This is a genomic window from Desulfosarcina sp., from assembly GCF_055467485.1.
The window spans coordinates 72,907-92,413 of sequence record NZ_JBUOIV010000016.1; the positions used below are offsets into that span (position 1 = coordinate 72,907).

Consider the following 19,507-nt stretch of genomic DNA (forward strand, 5'->3'; position numbering starts at 1 on the left):
ACGATTATGAAAAAAGAGATTATCGGCATTCTTTTTTTCTTCATGGTGGTATTCAGCCTGATCAGCCTGCTTTCTTTCGATCCGGGCGATCCATGCCTGTTCTTCAATGCCGGCGGCGGTGGCAAGGTCCAGAACCTTTTCGGTGTGTTCGGCGCCAATTTCGCCGGCAGCCTCGTGGGGCTGTTCGGCATCGGCGCCTTCTGGATCCCCTTTCTTTTCCTGTTGGGCAGCATCCTCTTTTTCGGCAAGGACACGGGCCGGGCCCTGCTGCCCCTTACCGCCGGGGGCATCCTGCTGATCATCACCACGGGCAGCCTGCTGGCCTTCAAGCAGGACCACTATGTGCTTTTCGGCAGCCGGTTCTCAGCGGGAGGCATCGTCGGCATCCCCCTCAAGGCTTTTTTCGTCGACTACTCCAATCCGGCCGGCGGATCGATCATCCTGATGCTGGTGTGGCTCATCGGCTTTATCATGGCCACGGGGTTCTCCGTGGTGGCCTTCTACCGCCGATGCAAATCGGCCAATTCCGTACTTTTCGAACGTGTCGCCACCCTGTTGATCAAGTGGAAGGAGCGCCGCCAGAAAAGTTTCAAGCGGCGTCGGACCCTCAAGGCCGAGAAGAAAAAGAAAAAAGAGAAGATCGAGATCAAGACCCCCGACCCCAGTCCGGTGCCGGTCAAGCCGGTGCCCAAGCAGGCCGTGTTCGAATTCATGAGGAGTGCCTCGAGCTTCTCCCTGCCGTCGGTCAACTTCCTCGACGACCCCAAGGCGCGGCCCCAGTCCACCAGTGAAGAAAATCTGCGCATGCAGTCCCGGCTGCTGGAGAAGAAGCTGGAGGATTTCGGCGTCAACGGCAAAGTGGTGGCCGTCACCCCGGGGCCGGTAATCACCACGTTCGAGTACGAGCCGGCACCCGGCGTCAAGATCAACCGCATCGTCAGCCTCACCGACGACCTGGCCCTGGCCCTGCGGGCCATCAGTATCCGCATCGTGGCGCCCATTCCGGGCAAGGCCGTGATCGGGGTGGAAATCCCCAACGCCGATCGGGAAACGGTCCGCTTCAAGGAGATGATCCTGTCGCCTTCCTTCGAGCAGGCCAAGAGCACGCTTACCCTGTGCCTGGGCAAGGACATCGTGGGCAACCCGGTCTCCGCCGGACTGGAAAAGATGCCCCACCTGTTGATCGCCGGCGCCACCGGTACGGGCAAGAGCGTGGCCCTGAACACCATGATCTGCAGCCTCCTGTACAAGCTGACCCCGGACCGGGTGAAACTGATCATGATCGACCCCAAGCGGATCGAGCTCTCCATGTACGACGGCATTCCCCACCTGATCACCCCCGTGGTCACCGACGTCAAGAAAGCCACCAACGCTCTGTTCTGGGCCGTGCGCGAGATGGAGCATCGCTACGAACTGCTCTCGGAGAAGAAGACCCGCAACATCGACCAGTATAACCGCAAGATCGAAAAAGAGCCGCCCGCCCCGCCTGTAGAAGGCGAGGAGAACCCCAAGGAACCGGCCAAACCGCTGCCTTACATCGTCATCATCATCGACGAACTGGCCGATCTCATGATGGTGGCCTCGCGCGACGTGGAAGTGGCGCTGACCCGTCTGGCCCAGATGGCCCGGGCCGCCGGCATCCACCTGATTCTGGCCACCCAGCGACCGTCGGTGGACGTGCTCACCGGCATCATCAAGGCCAACTTTCCCACGCGCCTGACCTTCCAGGTCTCCTCCAAGACCGATTCACGGACCATCATCGACGCCAACGGCGCCGAGAGTCTTCTGGGCAACGGGGACATGCTCTTCCTGCCTCCGGGAACGGCCCGGCTTCAGCGTATCCACGGGGCCTACATTTCCGAGGCCGAATTGACCCGCGTTGTCGAATTTCTCAAGAAGCAGCAGCGGCCAGACTATGATACGAGCGTCGTCCAGGCCCCGGTAAAGGCGGCGGAAGAGGCCGGAGAAAAGGAATACGACGACCGTTACGACGATGCCGTGGCCCTGGTGACCCAGGCCGGCCAGGCCTCCATTTCCATGGTCCAGCGGCATCTGCGCATCGGGTACAACCGGGCGGCCAGGATCGTCGAGATGATGGAGCTGGAAGGGATCATCGGCCCCCAGGATGGGGTCAAGCCGAGGGAAGTGCTGGTTAAGAACTATGACGACATCTCATAGGGATCGTTTTGAAACGGCATCTTTCGGCTCAGGCCGGTGTTCTCGCTCAGTCGATATCCTCAACGTAGCGCTGCTACGCCTCCGGTTTCGACTTCCCTGCGGCCTTGGCCTGAACCCAAATCTACCATTTCAAAACCATCCCTGACAAACAAATCCCAAACGGCGTCTCACGGCCTTGATCTGAACCGTAATTCACCATTTATGAAAGAACACTGTCCTATATCTAGCGCCGAGGACTAAAATATTCCGAATTATGGGATTGAGGGATTCGGGACCACAAACCAGGGACCTGAGACCAGATACCGGGGTAAGAAGAGTTGAACATTGACCAGACATTGATCGACCGCATCAAGGGGTTTATGGACCCGGAAGAGGGCAGGCGGCTTTACGAGATCGCCCTTGAGGCCTCCCGGCTGGGCCCCTGCCTGGAGATCGGCAGCTACTGCGGCAAGTCCGCCGTTTATCTAGGCAGCGCCTGCCGCGAAAACGGATCGACGCTGTTTTCCATCGACTACCACCGGGGATCCGAGGAACAGCAGCCCGGGGAGGAGTATTTCGACCCCGCACTTTTCGATTTCCAGACGTTTGGCATGGACACCTTGCCGCTGTTCCGTCGCACCCTGGTCCTCGCCGGGCTGGAGGAGACGGTGGTTCCCGTGGTCAGCCGTTCCCACGTGGTTGCGCGCCACTGGGCCACGCCGCTGTCGCTGGTATTCATCGACGGCGGCCATTCCTTCGAATCGGCCAAAACGGATTACGACTGCTGGTCCGGCCACATCCTGCCCGGCGGATTCCTGCTCGTTCACGACATCTTCGAGAATCCCCAACAGGGCGGCCAGGCGCCATGGGAGGTCTACCAGCTGGCTGTGGCGTCGGGTCGGTATGAGGAGCTTCCGCGCACCGGGACGCTGGGCGTGTTAAAGAGAAAAACAGGCTGAAGGTTGAAGGGGGTCCGGGCCTCGGTCAGTTTGGATCGTATCGTCCATGGACGCGTTACGGTCGCCCGCCCGGTCGGTTCGGCGCCATAACCCATCTTTTCCGGGTGGAATCTCGAAACATCCTTGGTTTTATCCGTCCAGCATCTGCGCGATGGCCCGCCGGTCATACCACCGGCCGGCTGCCATCACACCGCGGATCCTGCGGACATTGGCCACGTCTTCCAGCGGGTTTTGTTCCAACAGGACGAGATCCGCTCTTTTCCCGGGTACAATGGTGCCGAAATCATCTTGTCCCTTCATCCGTTTGACGATACCGGAAGCCACGACCGTTCCGGCAGCCAGGGCTTCATAAGCGGTGAACCCGTTGTCGACCAGGATGCCGAGTTCATCGTGCAGGGAAAACCCGGGCACGGCACCCATCATTCCCGTGCCGGCGTCCGTAGCCAGCAGCAAGGGGATGTCTGCCGCTTTCAAAGCCTTGAGCAGCCGTTTGTCCAGCAGGTACTTGAAGGGTGCAAACGCCTCACCACCCTTGAACTGCAGCTGGTGTTTTTCCTGGCCTTTACGAAACCCTTCCAGGTAGCGTTCAGGCAGATAGCGGTTTTCCGGTTTTTCCAGAAAACCACCCGGGTCGGTCAGTTTCTGCACGATCAGATCGTCTATTACCATGGTCGTGCAGACCGGAATCGGTCTTTTTTTGAGTTTTTCCACGAGTGCGATCACCCTGCCATCGATCTGTTGCTCCTGTTGATGAGCGGGAAGCTCGAGCAACGGGCCAAATTGACCGAACGTGGTCTGAATCGCATAGGCCATCCACTCGCCTTCGCTTTCGAAATAACGTTGGCGATCCATGCTGGAAGCCTCCCATGCCAACTCTTCGATATGGGCGATTTCATCCATGCCTTCGGCAAGAACGCGGTCCAGTCCAACCTGGAAGGGGATGTGGCCGACCGTGTAGAAGTCCAGCCGTTTGGCCGTCGACATGATTTCACGATACTCATCGAGGCTCACGAATGAATAGATCTTGAGAAAATCGAACCGCTGGTATTTCTGCCTGATGACGATGTGTTCCGGGTTTTCGCTGAAATGGCCGCGAAGCATCGGGCCGCAGGTCAGGATCGTCGGACCGTCGAGGCGCCCCGCATCGATCTCTTTTCGCCAGGTGAGGCCGTACCGGCCGGTTTTTCCACGCGGCCCGAAACAGCGAATGGTGGTGACGCCATTGGCCAGATACAATTGTAAAGGGGAAACCGGCCAGGCATCGCTGGTCCAGCCATATCGAAGGTGCATATGCATATCGGCCAGCCCGGGCATCAGGAATGCACCTCGGCAGTCGACCACTTTGGTGTTTGCCGGTATCCCGGTCGTGCCGGATGGGCCGACGGCCGTTATCCGGCCGCCTTCGACGACCACGGTGTGGTCGGGCAGCACGGCCGCGCTTGTCATGGGTATCAGGTTGGCATGAACGAATGCGGTCGGCCTGTTTTGCACGGCCAGGGCACTTCCAGTCAGGAGAAACCACAGCATCCAGCAGGCCAAATGGATGATTGAATGCGAAAGCCGTCTGCCTGGCATGAACGACCTCCCTTCGGATGGTGAGAAAACGAACCGTCCGTCGACTGCCGATCCACGGAGACAAGACAGGATCAGCAGACGTGTGGGCGATCCTTTTCCTGGACGCCCGGCCAGGTAAAGCATCCGGCATCCGCCTGGTTGCTCAAACCTCGGTGCCCCAGGCTGCAGGTCTGCGGCTCAGGGCATCAGCGGCCAGAAGATCGGCAGCACGATCATCAGCACGACCAGCACCACCAGGGTCAGGGGCACGCCGACTTTGATGTAGTCGATGAACCGGTAGCCGCCGGGGCCCATCACCAGCACGTTGGCCGGATGGGAGATGGGTGAGGTGAAACTGGACGAGGCGGCCATGGCGATGCCCATCATCAGGGCATAGGGAGAGATGCCCAGGCTGGCGGCCGTTTTCAGGGCGATGGGTACCATCAACACCACCAGGGCCGCCGTGGGGATGATGCTGGTGGCGATGAAGGTGATGGCCATCAGCCCGAACAATACCGCATACGGCCCGAATGGGCCAAGGGTCCCCACCACCCCTTCGGCCAGGATCCGTGCGGCCCCGGTGTTGTCCAGGGCCGTGCCCAGGGGCAGCATGCCGGCAATCAGAAAAACCGCCTTCCATTCGATGTAGCGGTAGGCCTCCTCCATGGTCAGGCAGCGGGTGAGAATCATGACGGCCGCACCGATGACCACTGCAATGTAGATAGGCACCCAGTCCATGATCACCGGGATCAGCACGGCGGCCATGATTGTCAGGGCCAGTTTGGCTTTTTCTTCTCTAGGGGCTTCCTGGGCCCCCTCGGTAAGCACCAGAAAATCCGGTTCGCGGCCCAGCAGATTCAGTTTATCCCACGGTCCATAAAGCAGCAGGGCGTCGCCGAACTGCAGGGCCATGTCGCGCAGGTCTTCCCGATAGGCGGTGCCTTTTCGCCAGATGGCCAGCACGGTCAGGCCGTATTTTTCCCGGAAATTCATCCCGCGCAGGGTCTTGCCGGAAAGCACGCTGTGGGGGGAGAGCATCACCTCGACCAGCCCCACCTGGTCATCTTCCAGCATGGACAGGTCAGTTTGCGGCGTGTCTGCTTCGATGAACATACCTTCCAGGCCCTGCATGAGCAAGATGGAGATCATGTCCGCCGTGCCCCAGACCACCAGGCGGTCCCCGGTCGCGAAACGGTCGTCGGATGCGGGAACAAGGGCCGTGCCGTCCGCACGCACGAGGAGAAGGATTTGAACGTCCACGGCATCTCCCAGGCGGCTTTCGCCCAGGGTCAGTCCGACCAGCTTGGAGGTTTCGGGAACACGCAGCTGGCGCAAGTCGTGGCCCAATTTGGCGTAGTTGTCCATATCTTCGGCGGTGAGGATTTCCGGCGGCTGAAAATGACCATCGTCAGCCACCGCGGCCAGCTTTTCCGATGGGCCGTACACCACGAGCGTGTCGCCGGCCCTGAGTGGTTGAATTTTCAGATCCGCATCCATCTGCCGTGAATCACGCTCGATGGCCAGCACATTGAGGCCGAGACGGTTGCGGAAGCCGATATCCGCCAACGTCTGATTTTCATAAGCGCTGCCGGGATTCAGGTTCAGCCGGGCCACCTGCATGCCGTGGGCGGTCAGCGCGTCGGGGCCGATGGCATCGGTCTCGGTGAGCAGTTGGCCCCAGTTGTTCATCTCCTGGATCCGGTCAGGTTTTCCCTCGACGATCAGCAGGTCATCGGCCTGAATCGTCTCGGTGATCGGAGGTGCCAGAAGCGTGATGCCGGCTCTGCGGGTAATGCCGACCACGGTGAGCCCAAGTGCGGCACCCAGGCGGCTGCCGGCCAGGGTTTTGCCCACCAGGGCCGAGCTGCCGGGGACCTTGATCTGAAACAGATGTTCCTGGAGCCGGTATTGCGAACGGAAATCCGTTCGGTGCCCGGCGGTTTCTTTGGCCAGGTTGCGCTTGGGAAGCAGGCGTGTGCCGACTAGCGTAACGAAGGCAACACCGCAGGCCATGACGATCAGGCCAACGGGTGAGAAGTCAAAGAGCTTGAAGGGCTCCAAGCCGTTTTCACGCAGGGCTTCACTGACCAGGATGTTGGGCGGCGTGCCGATCATGGTGGTCAGCCCGCCCAGCAGCGACCCGTAGGCCAGGGGCATCAGCAGGGTGGACGGCGATTGGTCGGTCTTGCGGGCGATATCCATGACCACGGGCAGCATGAGCGCAGCCACGGCCACATTGTTCATGAATGCCGACAGCACACCGGCGATGACCATGATGATCACCACCAGCATCGATTCGTTGCGGCCGGCGACCTTGAGCAACTGCCGGCCGAGGATATTGGCGATGCCGGTGCGGGTCAGCCCGCCGCTGAGGATGAAGACCGCCCAGATGGTCACCACCGCCGGGTTGCTGAATCCGGCCAGCGCCTCCTTGGGGCTGACGATATCGGTGATCGCCAGCACGCCCATGACCAGCATGGCCAGGACCTCTAACGGCGCCCATTCGGTGACCAGCAGGATGATGACCGCGACCAGGATAGCCAGTACCGTTATGATTTCCGGAGTCATCCGTTTTGTCCCTTCAGTATTATCGGTTCGTGTTGATTTGCCTGACAACCCGGTGGGCGGCAGGCAATGAAGCCGCCTGCAGGCGACTGAGGCGACTGTTTCGAGGGGTGATGCAATACACTATAAGCAATCACCTGCAAAATACAACACGATCGATGAGACCGACGGGTGCACGGTACCGATCCCCTTGCGGCAGGGCCACTGACGGGACCTCGTTTTTTTGCCATCCGAAAGCGTCTGCCGCTGATCGGTCATTGCGCAATCAAGCCACCTTCCCAATTACGCAGCCTGTTGATCCGACCTGACAAATGCGATACTCAATTGTCATTTTATTTCCGCATCCATCCATCGTATCGCCAAGAGAGATAATCATGAAAAAGTGTCCCTATTGTGCCGAAGACATTCAAGACGAGGCAATAAAGTGCAAACACTGCGGGGAGTTTCTGGATGTCTCCAAAAACCCGCACGCTGCGGAGGAAACGGTCGAATGGTATTTCCGGAAATCCTTTATTATATTAGTTGTTTGCTGTGTGGGGCCGCTGGCGTTGCCCCTGATCTGGTGGCATCCGCAGGCGACGCGGGCATGGAAGATCGGGCTAACCATCGGAATTCTTGTTCTCAGCTGGATTTTGTTTCAGCTTTCGATCGAGTCCCTGCGTATAGTCAGGGAGTATTACCAGCTACTTGAAAGTCTTTGAAAGAATTGACGGGCAGAACGAATCCATAAATATTCGTCTTGACCCGACCATGGGTTCACCGTTTATAGGAGGCATTGTCATGGCCGTGACGGTTATTAAAATAATCTAACAAGGAGTCAGACAATGCAAAGCAATGTGAGCAAGGACGAGTGGGTCGACATGTTCCGGGAGATCGGGCTGACCGAAGACACCATGATGAAATGGCACCGCCTCTTCGAATCCCGCCATCCGGAGGGGCATGAAGCCTTTTTAGCCTGGCTGGGCCTTCCGCCCGATGAGATCGCCGGCATCCGTGCGACATCCCGCTAAGGAGGTCAACCCGGCGGCCGCCCCGACGGCCGCCGGGTTCCCGGCTCGAGGAGTAGAACGGGTGCCGGGGCGCCCGGGATGAGACCTGCATGCGTTTGGAGTAAATGGTAACTCAATGCTCGTGTCTTGCGTAGGAGCAGCTTCCAGCCACGATTAATGGGATACTTACCGCAGCGGCGCAACGATCGCAAAGGTGATATCGGGTATCTCCACGAACCAATCCAACTAATCAAACCAGTCCAACATTTTTTCAATACCTGTGACCTGAACTGTTACAGCGTTGTGATATATAATGCTGAAGCCGGAGGCCGGAAGACGGACGTCGGATGCCCAACGGCGAAGATGGGAATCCGGCAATCGGGATATTCGGGCCTTCGCGGGAGCGGTGATCGGATGCAATTCTTCGAACATCGAACAATGATCATCGAATGTCCAACTTTCAATGATGTGATCGCTTCGCTCCGTCGCTTGATAAATAGCACGCGTTCATTGGCTGCCGCCTGTGAAAGATGGGTTGAACACAAAAACCGACACCATTCCTTATTCGACGTTCATTGGGCGGATTTTTCGCCTTCGCATCCATTTGGGGGCGTAAGGCCGGGTGAGGGGATGACACGATTCACAGCCCTTTTCCCCTGACCCCGATGCTCCATCCAGTTCAATCAAAAAAGCCTTAAAAAAAAGCCGAAACGATTTCGATCGATCAGATCGCTGATTGACACGGTCCGGTTCAAAAAATAGACGAGTAGAGGGATGTTAGAGAAAATGCGACGGCCAGAGAAGACGTTAATCCAATTATTGAATTGACGGGTGCCGATGATCGCCGGTAGGATTGGCAGCATTGGTCGACATCCCTTCATGGCGTCGCCAGTCGGCAACAAGGAAAAGAGCGGATGAAATTGTACTGGGTAACTACCGAAGATCATGATGAAGACTGGTTCATTGTGGCCTCATCTTCGCAAGCGGCATGCAAGGCCCACGAAGAAATGGAAGGCTATGACCGAGGTGACGCCAGGGCGGAAGCGATCCTGGAGATCCCGGACCATCTCCCTGCTGAGCCCGGGTGGCCCTCCGAAGCGCTGTTGTGCTCGCTGGGCGCAGCATTTCTGCGCGACGATGAACCCAGAGTCGTTGAAATTGCCGGAAGGAAGTGTTGTGAAGGCATGCTCGAATCCAGGCTGAATGAAATCGTCGATGATGCATTCGAGGCGCGAGGCGAGGGGCGGCTGAACCGGACGGAAAAACCGCCGTTCCATTGATCATCGCCATATCGCACGAAGCGATCCTATTCCCCTGTAGGCTGCCGTGCCGGTCGAGGTTGGTTCAATCCCATGTTTAGTGTTTTTCTCGTTTCCACTGTCGTGCTGGTCGCCTTTTCACTGCTGCCCCTTTGGCGCCACGATGCCTGGTGGGTGCGGTCGCTTGACTTTCCCCGCCTGCAGCTCTCCGTGATCGCCCTGCTTCTGCTTCTTTTGGAACTGCTGTTTCTGGATCTGTCGAAACCCTCGTCGTGGTGGCTGGTCGTCTTTACCGTTTTGCCTTTGATCTACCAGATGTGGTGGATCGTGCCGTACACGCGGCTGTTCCCCGTGGAGGTAAAGCCTGCCAGGGCCGCGGACAGGCAACGAACGATCCGGGTCATGACCGCCAACGTCCTGATGCCGAACCGCAACGCGGCAGCCCTGCTCGAACGGGTTCGCCAACACGCACCGGATATCCTGGTTACGCTCGAGTCCGATGCCTGGTGGCAGGAGCGGCTGGATACCCTCGAAACCGACTATCCCTATACGATCAAGTGTCCACTGGATAATCTGTACGGCATGCACGTTTATTCCAGACTTGTGCTGACGGACAGCCATACTGAGTACCTGGTCGAACCGGATAAACCCTCCATGCACACATTGGCGCATCTGCCCTCAGGCCATCGGATCCGTATGCATTTTCTGCATCCGGCACCGCCCAGCCCGACGGAAAACGAGGCGTCCGCAGAGCGCGATGCTGAATTGATCATCGTGGCCAAAAGTATTGCCGGGGCGGACACCGCAGTTATCGTGACAGGCGATCTGAACGATGTGGCCTGGTCTCGGACCACCCGCCTGTTCAGAAAAATCAGCGGCCTGCTCGATCCACGGGTTGGGCGCGGCATGTTCAACACCTTTCATTGCAAATACTGGTTCGTTCGTTGGCCGCTGGACCATCTGTTTCACAGCAGCCATTTTGGCCTGTCCGGCATCCACCGGCTCCAAGGCTTTGGCTCCGATCACTTTGCCCTGTTGACGGAATTGGTTTTCGAATCCGATCGCGATGCCGCGCACAAGGGGCTCGACGCCAATGCGGATGATCGATCCTGGGCGAAGGCCAAGGCGGAAGAGCAAGGCGTCAGCAGCACCGACGTTCCCCGGCCGGGCAAGCGCTGACAAGCAAAAAAGGCGTCAATTGAACCGCGATAGCAAGCGCATTCTCCGCCGCTTGCCGCGGGGAGGTTTCAAATCCTGACAAATTCTGTCATGAAAACTCACAAAATTGGGCCGTTCGCCTGCGCCCTGACGCAAATGGCCGCCCCTTGAAACGGGTCTGACGGGCGTTCCACCGACATTTCCTTCGACCGATTGCCCTCGCTTCGCTGTGCATCCGCACAACGGCCCCACGTGTTCCTTCAATCCGATTCCAGAGGTGGCCAGTCCGGTTTGGCCCACGTATGGGGCTTTCTGTGAGGCGCTCACGAGCCGCCTGGACAGGTGGTTTAGAGCGGCCGCCGATCGGATGCCCCCAGTCAACCCGATGGATGGGCGGATTCGTTTAAAAAGAATTGATCAATAGGCACTATATTTGCTGTTCATGGCAGATGCAAAACGATAACCGATCGGGAGTACAACACATGCACGCCGAACCGCACCGGTTCCCCATAAACAAGCTGACACGCAGGCTGGTGCTGGAACTGGGCCTGATTCTTTTTTTCAGCGTGGTGGTGTTTGTCGTTGCAGCCGAAGTCGATCTTTTGGAGCGAATCGTAGCGATTTCGCGGCGCCATGAAAAAGGGGAGCTCGATGAACTGATTGCCGTGGCGTTGTTCCTGGTGGTCGCATTGGCGGTTTTCTCAATGCGGCGCTGGAGCGAGATCAGAAGCGCCAATGCGGTTTTGTTGGGGCGAAACCGCGATCTTCAGCAGGCGTTGGTCCAGATCAAGGAGCTCAAAGGGAGCATCCCGATTTGTTCGGCATGCAAAAAAATAAGAGACGACGGCGGCCACTGGCACCCGGTGGAGTCGTATATTGAAACGCACACCCGCGCCGAATTCACCCACGGCATTTGTCCTGATTGCACCAACCGGCTCTATCCGGAATACGCTGCCGATCGGAAAAAAAGACAGTCCTGAAGAGATGGCGTCGGCCACGGCGCCTTCTAACGAGGGGCCTTGGCCGGGCGGCGTGGATTCTGATGCAACGCCCTTGTCGCCGTTCACATATTTCTTTTTTTCGCCACATTCTGCCTGGTCTTGACTGTGTTCATGACGTTTTCCACCCCCCTGTCATGCGTGTCAGGCCCTTACCATCAATGAGTAAAATACTGTTGCGTCATCGATTCCAACTTTTCGCGCAAGGTTTGCTCGGAATAGTCGGAAAATCGTTCATAAATAGATTTTGAAATGGTCTTGACGATGTCGATGCCAGGGTTGACATGGCCTTTCTTCGTTTCCGCTTCGCTTTCCGTCGGTAGCTATCTGAAGGTAGTCTCCGGGCTTCAGGTTTAACGCGTTAATGGCAAAAAAGCGGTTTTTTTCCCACGGTGCATGGTGGGTTGTGGCTTGAGGGCGACACTATTCGTAAGAAATATAGCCTATCAAGCCTCCGGCGTTGCCGGAGGTCAGGACGGCACCCGGACGCTACTCCGGGATCGTGGCGATGGTTCGGACGGAAGCGATGCTATCCCAGTCAAAATCGGTATTAATGGCTGGGCCCTTATCGTTTTCGGTGATCCGTACGAATTCTTCTCCCAGGAAAAAAGTGGCGCCGCTATAGATTTTTTCTTCATTGATCTGGCAGCTGATATCTTTTCTCAGTCTACGCGACAGCGTGCCGTGGACCGGCATGGACGCATATTGAACCCTCCCCGCGGCAAGCCGCGGGGAATGTTCTGCCTGAACCGGCAGTGCTTCGCGTCACCGAAAGGATAAAAAACCGATTTTCAGTTCGCTCGCCAACCCCGCCGCAAGCGACGGGGAATGCGCTCGCTGTCGCGGTTCAAAAATTTTCTCGAGCATTGCTTTTTTCATGATCCATTTTCCTTTCTGTAGTATCATTCACAGCATCCGCTGCACGACTTCCCGCATGCAGCAGGTTCCAGGGTTTGAGACAGAAGGTCCCACCACATCTTGAATTCTTTGATTTGATCCGCCGCTTCCGATTCCCGGCACTGGGTCAGCCGAAGGTAAACGGCTTCGTCAAAATCGTGTGCCGAAAACAACAGCTTCTCATCTTCCAGAACGCTATCGCGCTGCCGGGAACGGGTCGCAGCATTCAACCGTTCCCGCAACGAGCGGTCTTTTAGTCCCCGTTCAATGAAGGCCAAGGCGTTTGCAATGGTCATGGGGCATCCTTTCTGATCAGGCTACTTCTTTCGGGCCGGTTTTCGATGGTTAGCGCAACGGCTGTGCCAGAAAGGCAGGAGAACCGTTGTTGGGGTGGACGGTCGAGGAGAGCAAGCTATCTTTTATGGGCACCCCGTTACCTCTGCCAGTAAGGGGTCCAGGCCATACCCGCTATCGTCGTGGGGTCGTGACAGATTTCCAGCAGTTTTCGAGTTGCGGCAAATGAGAGAGTATTTATGGGCCGAAGGGTAAAAGGAACAAGCCCAAATTGTACCTTTTTGTAGGTTGAACGGACATCGTCGTTTGCAAAATTGTAGATTGAATGGCCCAGACCTATAGGGTCGACCCTTCAGGCGGCAGATCCGGAAAGTCTGGTTTCTGCCCGGACAGGAATGCCCCGATACCGTGCAGACATTCCCCGGAAGCGATCAAATCAACCGCCGCCTGCTGCTCTAAATCGAGGGTCGCCTGAAGGGACAGGTTGCGGCCGGCGCGAATCACCTTCAGCGCGCTTTGCACGGCCCGCGGTCCGTTGCCCATGATCGCCTCGGCCATTTCGACGGCTTCCTCCACGGCCTGATCCGGCGCGCTGATCCGATTGACGAGACCCATGTGCAAAGCTTCATCCGCCCCGACCCGGCGGGCGGTCAGGACCAGATCGGCCGCCGCCGCCGGTCCGATCAGGTGGGCCAGGGTCGCCCCTCCGCCCCAGTCCGGCATCAGCCCCAGCCGGACCTCGGAGAAACATATCTGTGCGGAGGGATCCATCACGCGCAGATCACAGCGAACGGCCAGTTCGGCCCCACCGCCGAAAGCCATCCCGTTAATTGCCGCAATGATCGGAACGGGCAGCGCGACCAGGCGATCCACGGCCGCGCGTACAACATCGATGAGTCGGGCAATCGCCTCCTTTTCCCCGCCTTCCATCGCCCGGGCCATCTCGGCCACCATGGGATTGTCCGGGTTGACATCGAATCCGCTGCAAAACGCCTTGGAGCCGGCCCCGGTGACGATCACAGCCCGTGGCAGGGGGGCCTTGGACAGCTTGCGGACGGCGTCTTCCAACTCCTGGAACATCGTCTGGTTGAAAGCATTCAGCCGATCAGGACGCCGCAGCACCACCATGGCCAGCGGCCCTCTTTTTTCTACCGCAATTCCTTCCGATCCCGTGCTCATGACCGCCTTCTCCTTCCGCCGTTTTGAGTCGCTGTTATACCTGTTTCCATCTGCTGCCGCATTGCCTTGCTACCCGGCCATACCAGCGGGTCCGTTAAAATGCAACCGTCGGCGCATCGGCGGCCGATTGCGGATTTGGTGCAAAAGCGGCGGCGGTGAACGCTATTCCATGCGGCGCAAATAGTGATGAACGCGTGAAATGATTGGTTGCGCCGCATGACCTGGTATGAGATGCATGACCATGCCCGACAGCGCCTTCCTCCTACCCGCAGTCACCCATGCCGTCATCGTCGCATTCGCGGCTATGGTCCACGGCACCATGGGCATCGGTTTTCCCATGATCGCCACCCCGTTGCTGGCCCTGGTCACCGATGTGCGGACGGCCATCCTTCTCCTGGTTCTCCCGACGGTGGCCCTCAACGTGGCCAACATCCTCAAGGGCGGCCGGTGGCATCACAGCATTGCGGTATACTGGCCGCTGGCCGCCTACGGCATGGTCGGCAGCCTCATCGGCACCCGCTTGCTTATCGTCTTCTCGCCGGAACCGTTCCTTCCCCTGATGGCGGCCATGCTGGTGGTTTATCTCAATGCCGATCGCATCGGCGCCGGCTTTGCCTGGGTTCACCGCCATCCCCTCATCGCTTTTGCCGCTTTCGGGCTGGCTGCCGGCATCCTTGCCGGCACGGTCAATGTCATGCTGCCGGCCCTGATCATCTTTGCCCTGGAAATGAATATGTCCAAAACCGTGATGATCCAGGTTTTCAATTTCTGTTTCCTGTTCGGCAAGCTGACGCAGGGGGCGGTATTCGTCCAGGCGGGCCTGATGACCAGCGGGGTGTTGACGGCTTCGGCCCCATTGGCCATATTGGCACTGACGGTGATGCTGCTCGGCATGCGCATCCGCGACCGGATCCCCACCGAGGTCTATCGTCGTTGGCTACGTCGGTTGCTGGCGGTGCTGGCCGGCATGCTGATGGTGCAGTTCCTGCGGATATGAGGGGGCGCCGGGTTCCGGGTTTCAGCCGGTTAACGGTTGAAGACCGGCAACGCAACGCCCATAAAGAAAATTCCAAATTAACCAATATGGTATTATGTAGGCAAGAAAAACCGAGTGTTCAAATCAGCTGAGGGGCCAGTCCCATGCAAAAAAGCACACGATCCTCAACGTCGATGGTCAAGGAATTTACCAGGCAATACCTGCTGATTTCTCTTTTCCCGGTGGTTCTATTATTTGCATTCGCCGTGGCCGGCGGGTTTATCGCCCAGCGGCATCTGTCTGCGCTTATCGCCGATTCAACCCGTGAACTGAATTCGGATGCCAAAAAGGAGCTGGAAGCGCTGGGCCAGCAGTTCATTCAGGATAAGGCCAGGGATGCCGCCAGGCAGGTCGCGCTTTTCCTGTCGTTAAGGCCGGAGATGGATATGGGCGCCCTCCAGCGCTCCGCCCCGTTCAGGGCCATTGCCATGCAGCCGGTGGGGCAACATGGGTATGTATGCCTGTATGAAGCCGGAACCGGGATTATGCGCATTCACCCCAACCCGAACCTGACCAATCGAAAGATGGATTTCCTGTCCACTGAAATACCGTCATGGTGGGCTATATTCGAACGCTCCCTGTCCGGGAAAGAGACATCAGGGTATTACGACTGGATCGAACCCGATGGTTCCGTTCGAAAAAAATATATGACCATGACACCGGTAGGCGCGCCCTTGCGGGGAATCACCCTCATGGTTGCCGCCACCACCTACATCGACGAGTTTTCGGCGCCCGTTGCGGCGATGGTGCAGAAAGAAGCCGCCATAAGCGCCAATTTCCATGATTTTCTGGTCGACCAGCTGCTGATTGCCGGGACTCTCATGGCATTGTTCCTGTCGGCCACTTTCCTGAGCGTTTACCTGATCGGCCGGCGGTCCGCGCTCGGCTATATGCTGCCCATTGTCTCCATGGCCACGGCCGCCGAAAATTTCGGGGATGGCCATTGGGACGCAGGCTTCGATTCCTCATTGATCGATCGAAAAGATGAAATAGGTGTGCTGGCGCGATCCTTCGCGTCGATGCGGCATCAATTGCAAAAACTCTTCAAGGACCTTGAATACCGGGTTTCGGAACTGAAGCTGGCCCAGCAGTCGTTGAAAGAGAGTGAAACCCATTTCCGGGGATTGTTCGACGGCGTCCCTGTCGGCCTTTATCGCACGACCTTTGACGGCCGTATCATCGATGCCAATCCCATGCTGGTCAGAATGCTCGGATACCCGTCCAAAGCGCAGTTCCTGTCCAAAAAAGCGGAAGAACTGTATGCCCGGCCGGTAGACCGTTCGAAATGGCAGTCGATGATCGAAAGATCCGGTATCAACAATGTCCATGAAGTCAGGATGCGCTGCTATGACCAATCCATACTCTGGGTCGAGAATCATTCACGAACCGTCAGGGATTCAGACGGTACCATCCTATACGTTGAAGGCAGCCTCATCAATATCAACGAACGCAAAAAAATGGAAAACCAGTTCCAACTGGCCCAGCGCATGGAAGCCATCGGCACCCTGGCCGGCGGACTCGCCCACGATTTCAATAACCTGATGATGGGGATATTAGGCAATGTGTCCATCATGATGCTCGATACGGAGACCACCAGCCCCCATTATGAAAAACTGAAAAAAGTCGAGCAGCTGATCCAGAGTGGTTCAAAGCTCACCAGCCAACTGCTCGGGTACGCGCGCCAGGGCAAGTTCGAGATCAAGGTCGTCGATTTGAATAGCATCGTCAAAGACAGTGTCGACATATTCAGTCGAACCCGCAAGGAGATCACCATCCACACGGACTTGTCGCCGAACGCGGGCCCGGTTGAAATTGATCGGTCCCAGGTCGAGCAGGTTTTGTTCAATCTTTTCATCAACGCGGCAGATGCCATGCCCGGCGGCGGAGACCTGCGGCTGCAAACATCGATCGTCAAACGCAACGAGATCGGGCAAAAGCCATATAAAATGGAATCGGAGCGCTATGTCCTGCTTCAGATCACGGATACGGGCCACGGCATGGATGCCGAAACCCAAAACCGTATTTTTGATCCCTTTTTCACCACCAAGGAGATGGGCAGGGGAACGGGACTGGGGCTGGCATCCGCCTATGGCATCATTAAAGCGCATGCCGGCTATATCGACGTGGCCTCGGAAATCGGCCAGGGAACGACGTTTACCATTTATCTGCCGGTGTCGGAAAGGCAGATCCCCCAATCGGTTAAAGGCGCCGCGACGATCACGTTCGGCAAGGGAACCATACTGGTCGTGGATGACGAAGAGATGGTTCTGGAGATCGGAACGGAGATGATCGGGAAGATGGGCTACCAGGCCCTGTCGGCGCGCAATGGCGATGAAGCCGTATCGCTGTATCGCAAACGCGCTGACGAGATCGATCTGGTTGTCCTTGACATGATCATGCCGGGGGGCAGCGGCAGCGACACATTCGATGCGCTCAGGCAGATCAACGCCGGTGTGAAAGTCCTTCTGGCAAGCGGTTACAGTATCGACAGACAGGCGATTGCTTTGATGGACCGGGGATGCAACGGGTTTATCCAGAAGCCTTATAACCTGGAAGACCTGTCGCGAAAGATCGATGAAATCCTGAACGGCTAACCGTGACGGAATTGCGGCTTCGCGAGGGCATCAACCGTCATGCAATAAAAAAGCGCGAGCGGGTGTCCATTCGCGCCAGTCATCGTGTGTTGTTCCACCAAATGGAACGATGCCTACTTCTTCTCAATCTCCCGGTTTCCCGAATACTTCAGGGCTGCGGCAATGAAGCTGCGGAACAGGGGGTGGGGGGTCATGGGGCGGGATTTGAATTCCGGATGAAACTGGCATCCCAGGAACCACGGATGATCGTCGATCTCCACGATTTCCACCAGTTCGCCCGACGGAGCGATGCCGGAGATCTTGAGGCCGGCTTCTTTCAACTGCTCCATATAGGCGTTGTTGAATTCATAGCGGTGGCGGTGCCGCTCGGCAATGCTTTCCTTGCCGTACGCCCGGTAGGCGACGGTGTCCTTTTCCAGCTTGCAGGGATACGCGCCTAAGCGCATGGTTCCCCCCTTGTCCGAATGGATGTCGCGCTTCTGGATGGTACCGGATTTGTCGTCGAACCACTCTTCCATGAGATAGATCACTGGATGGGGGGTGCTCAGGTCGAATTCGGTGCTGTTGGCCCGTTCCAGTCCGGCCAGGTTTCTGGCGAATTCGATGACGGCGATCTGCATACCCAGGCAGATGCCGAAATAGGGAATCTGGTTTTCCCGGGCATAGCGTGCCGCGCAGATCTTGCCTTCCACGCCGCGTGAACCGAATCCACCCGGCACCAGCACGCCGTCCACCCCTTCCAGGCTCAGGTTGCAGGTGTTGGCGTCGATGGTCTCCGAGTCCACGAATTTCAGGTTGACCCGGGCCCGGCTGGGAATCCCGCCGTGGATCAGGGCTTCGTTGAGACTCTTGTAGGATTCGGTGAGATCCACATATTTGCCGACGATGGCGATGGTGACCTCGTATTCGGGATCGTTCATCTGGCGGCACAGGGTCTCCCAGTTCTCCAGACGGGGGGCGCGGGTCCAGATGTTGAGCAGTTCGACGATTTTGGTGTCCAGCCCCTCCTGGTGAAAGAGCAGGGGGACTTCATAGATGCAGTTGACGTCCTTGGCTGTGATCACCGCATCGGCACCTACATTGCAGAACATGGCGATTTTGGCCTTGATGTCGGGGCTGAGCATGCGGTCGGTGCGGCACAAGAGGATGTCCGGCTGGATGCCGATGCTGCGCAGTTCCTTGACGCTGTGCTGGGTGGGCTTGGTTTTCACTTCGCCGGCGGTGCCGATGTAGGGCACCAGGGTCAGGTGGATGTAGATGACGTTGTCCTTGCCCGCATCGTTGTGAAACTGGCGGATGGCTTCCAGGAAGGGGAGGCTTTCGATGTCGCCGATGGTGCCGCCGATTTCCACGATGACCACATCTACGTCATTGGATGCCTTGCGGATGCTATCCTTGATCTCGTCGGTAATATGGGGGATGACCTGCACCGTGCCGCCCAGGTATTCTCCCTGGCGCTCCTTGGTGATGACGCTGTGGTAGATTTTTCCGGTGGTGAAATTGTTGTCCCTGCCCAGCTTGGCATTGGTGAATCGCTCGTAATGCCCCAGGTCCAGATCGGTTTCGGTGCCGTCATCGGTTACAAAGACTTCACCGTGCTGAAATGGATTCATCGTACCCGGATCCACGTTAATATAAGGATCGAGTTTTTGAAGTGTCACCTTCAGTCCGCGGCTTTCCAGCAGGGCGCCGATGGATGCCGATGCCAGGCCTTTACCCAGGGAGGAGAGGACCCCTCCGGTAACGAAAATGTACTTGGTGTCATAACTCATAAAAAACCTCAGCCGTTATTCTTGACGGTTTGGTAAAGCGTCCGATATCTGCGGAGCGCGATAATGAATTTTCCACGCTGTTTGCCTCGGGGCAAG

General features: G+C 57.5%; 15 protein-coding genes. 9 read left to right on the top strand and 6 right to left on the bottom strand.

Annotated features, from left to right (window positions below):
• The first annotated feature begins 6 nt into the window (after window positions 1-6).
• Complete coding sequence (locus ACZCED_RS10085) at window positions 7-2,178, top strand: DNA translocase FtsK (RefSeq protein WP_462970234.1); 2,172 nt, start codon at window positions 7-9, stop codon at window positions 2,176-2,178.
• Window positions 2,179-2,495: 317 nt separating this feature from the next.
• Window positions 2,496-3,116, top strand: coding sequence for a class I SAM-dependent methyltransferase (locus ACZCED_RS10090; protein ID WP_462970235.1), 621 nt, complete (start codon window positions 2,496-2,498; stop codon window positions 3,114-3,116).
• 129 nt (window positions 3,117-3,245) lie between these two features.
• Here the strand turns inward: ACZCED_RS10090 and ACZCED_RS10095 are convergent, their stop codons facing one another.
• Together ACZCED_RS10095 and ACZCED_RS10100 are read right to left on the bottom strand one after the other, a co-directional pair.
• The gene (locus ACZCED_RS10095; protein ID WP_462970236.1) at window positions 3,246-4,691 is read right to left on the bottom strand and encodes an amidohydrolase family protein; all 1,446 of its coding nucleotides are present in this window, start codon (window positions 4,689-4,691) and stop codon (window positions 3,246-3,248) included.
• Between the two features lie 177 nt (window positions 4,692-4,868).
• On the bottom strand, window positions 4,869-7,238 hold the full coding sequence (locus tag ACZCED_RS10100; RefSeq protein WP_464860728.1) for an SLC13 family permease: 2,370 nt from the start codon (window positions 7,236-7,238) through the stop codon (window positions 4,869-4,871).
• Between the two features lie 371 nt (window positions 7,239-7,609).
• On the opposite strand from ACZCED_RS10100, the gene ACZCED_RS10105 reads away from it, so the two are divergent.
• The 5 genes from ACZCED_RS10105 to ACZCED_RS10125 all read left to right on the top strand — a co-directional run bounded on the left by ACZCED_RS10105 (window position 7,610) and on the right by ACZCED_RS10125 (window position 11,621).
• Window positions 7,610-7,936 carry a zinc ribbon domain-containing protein gene (locus ACZCED_RS10105; protein WP_464860729.1) on the top strand — a complete coding sequence of 109 codons (327 nt, stop codon included), beginning with the start codon at window positions 7,610-7,612 and terminating at the stop codon, window positions 7,934-7,936.
• Between the two features lie 123 nt (window positions 7,937-8,059).
• Complete coding sequence (locus ACZCED_RS10110) at window positions 8,060-8,245, top strand: hypothetical protein (RefSeq protein ID WP_464860730.1); 186 nt, start codon at window positions 8,060-8,062, stop codon at window positions 8,243-8,245.
• A gap of 893 nt (window positions 8,246-9,138) precedes the next feature.
• Window positions 9,139-9,504, top strand: a complete 366-nt coding sequence (locus ACZCED_RS10115; protein ID WP_464860731.1) for a hypothetical protein — start codon at window positions 9,139-9,141, stop codon at window positions 9,502-9,504.
• A 72-nt stretch (window positions 9,505-9,576) separates the two neighbouring features.
• A complete protein-coding gene (locus tag ACZCED_RS10120; protein WP_464860732.1) occupies window positions 9,577-10,662 on the top strand; it encodes an endonuclease/exonuclease/phosphatase family protein in 1,086 nt (361 codons plus the stop codon).
• A 461-nt stretch (window positions 10,663-11,123) separates the two neighbouring features.
• Window positions 11,124-11,621 carry a hypothetical protein gene (locus ACZCED_RS10125; RefSeq protein WP_464860733.1) on the top strand — a complete coding sequence of 166 codons (498 nt, stop codon included), beginning with the start codon at window positions 11,124-11,126 and terminating at the stop codon, window positions 11,619-11,621.
• 507 nt (window positions 11,622-12,128) lie between these two features.
• On the opposite strand, the gene ACZCED_RS10130 is transcribed toward ACZCED_RS10125, so the two are convergent.
• The 3 genes from ACZCED_RS10130 to ACZCED_RS10140 form a co-directional block, all read right to left on the bottom strand.
• Complete coding sequence (locus ACZCED_RS10130; RefSeq protein ID WP_464860734.1) at window positions 12,129-12,335, bottom strand: hypothetical protein; 207 nt, start codon at window positions 12,333-12,335, stop codon at window positions 12,129-12,131.
• A 206-nt stretch (window positions 12,336-12,541) separates the two neighbouring features.
• Window positions 12,542-12,832 (bottom strand): hypothetical protein, encoded by a 291-nt coding sequence (locus tag ACZCED_RS10135; protein ID WP_462971945.1) that lies wholly within the window; start codon window positions 12,830-12,832, stop codon window positions 12,542-12,544.
• 334 nt (window positions 12,833-13,166) lie between these two features.
• Entirely contained in the window at window positions 13,167-14,009 is an 843-nt protein-coding gene (locus ACZCED_RS10140) for an enoyl-CoA hydratase/isomerase family protein (protein WP_462971944.1), read from the bottom strand.
• Window positions 14,010-14,244: 235 nt separating this feature from the next.
• Between ACZCED_RS10140 and ACZCED_RS10145 the strand changes: the two genes are divergently transcribed.
• Entirely contained in the window at window positions 14,245-15,006 is a 762-nt protein-coding gene (locus tag ACZCED_RS10145) for a TSUP family transporter (RefSeq protein WP_462971943.1), read from the top strand.
• A 143-nt stretch (window positions 15,007-15,149) separates the two neighbouring features.
• Window positions 15,150-17,639, top strand: a complete 2,490-nt coding sequence (locus ACZCED_RS10150) for a hybrid sensor histidine kinase/response regulator (protein WP_462971942.1) — start codon at window positions 15,150-15,152, stop codon at window positions 17,637-17,639.
• A 113-nt stretch (window positions 17,640-17,752) separates the two neighbouring features.
• On the opposite strand, the gene ACZCED_RS10155 is transcribed toward ACZCED_RS10150, so the two are convergent.
• On the bottom strand, window positions 17,753-19,411 hold the full coding sequence (locus ACZCED_RS10155; protein WP_464860735.1) for a CTP synthase: 1,659 nt from the start codon (window positions 19,409-19,411) through the stop codon (window positions 17,753-17,755).
• Between the last annotated feature and the right edge of the window lie 96 nt (window positions 19,412-19,507).

Coding starts and splice junctions, on each gene's coding strand:
- ACZCED_RS10085 (WP_462970234.1), top strand. CDS start 7: ATGAAAAAAGAGATTATCGGCATTCTTTTTTTCTTCATGGTGGTATTC.
- ACZCED_RS10095 (WP_462970236.1), bottom strand. CDS start 4,691: ATGCCAGGCAGACGGCTTTCGCATTCAATCATCCATTTGGCCTGCTGG.
- ACZCED_RS10100 (WP_464860728.1), bottom strand. CDS start 7,238: ATGACTCCGGAAATCATAACGGTACTGGCTATCCTGGTCGCGGTCATC.
- ACZCED_RS10105 (WP_464860729.1), top strand. CDS start 7,610: ATGAAAAAGTGTCCCTATTGTGCCGAAGACATTCAAGACGAGGCAATA.
- ACZCED_RS10110 (WP_464860730.1), top strand. CDS start 8,060: ATGCAAAGCAATGTGAGCAAGGACGAGTGGGTCGACATGTTCCGGGAG.
- ACZCED_RS10115 (WP_464860731.1), top strand. CDS start 9,139: ATGAAATTGTACTGGGTAACTACCGAAGATCATGATGAAGACTGGTTC.
- ACZCED_RS10120 (WP_464860732.1), top strand. CDS start 9,577: ATGTTTAGTGTTTTTCTCGTTTCCACTGTCGTGCTGGTCGCCTTTTCA.
- ACZCED_RS10125 (WP_464860733.1), top strand. CDS start 11,124: ATGCACGCCGAACCGCACCGGTTCCCCATAAACAAGCTGACACGCAGG.
- ACZCED_RS10130 (WP_464860734.1), bottom strand. CDS start 12,335: ATGCCGGTCCACGGCACGCTGTCGCGTAGACTGAGAAAAGATATCAGC.
- ACZCED_RS10135 (WP_462971945.1), bottom strand. CDS start 12,832: ATGACCATTGCAAACGCCTTGGCCTTCATTGAACGGGGACTAAAAGAC.
- ACZCED_RS10140 (WP_462971944.1), bottom strand. CDS start 14,009: ATGAGCACGGGATCGGAAGGAATTGCGGTAGAAAAAAGAGGGCCGCTG.
- ACZCED_RS10145 (WP_462971943.1), top strand. CDS start 14,245: ATGACCATGCCCGACAGCGCCTTCCTCCTACCCGCAGTCACCCATGCC.
- ACZCED_RS10150 (WP_462971942.1), top strand. CDS start 15,150: ATGCAAAAAAGCACACGATCCTCAACGTCGATGGTCAAGGAATTTACC.
- ACZCED_RS10155 (WP_464860735.1), bottom strand. CDS start 19,411: ATGAGTTATGACACCAAGTACATTTTCGTTACCGGAGGGGTCCTCTCC.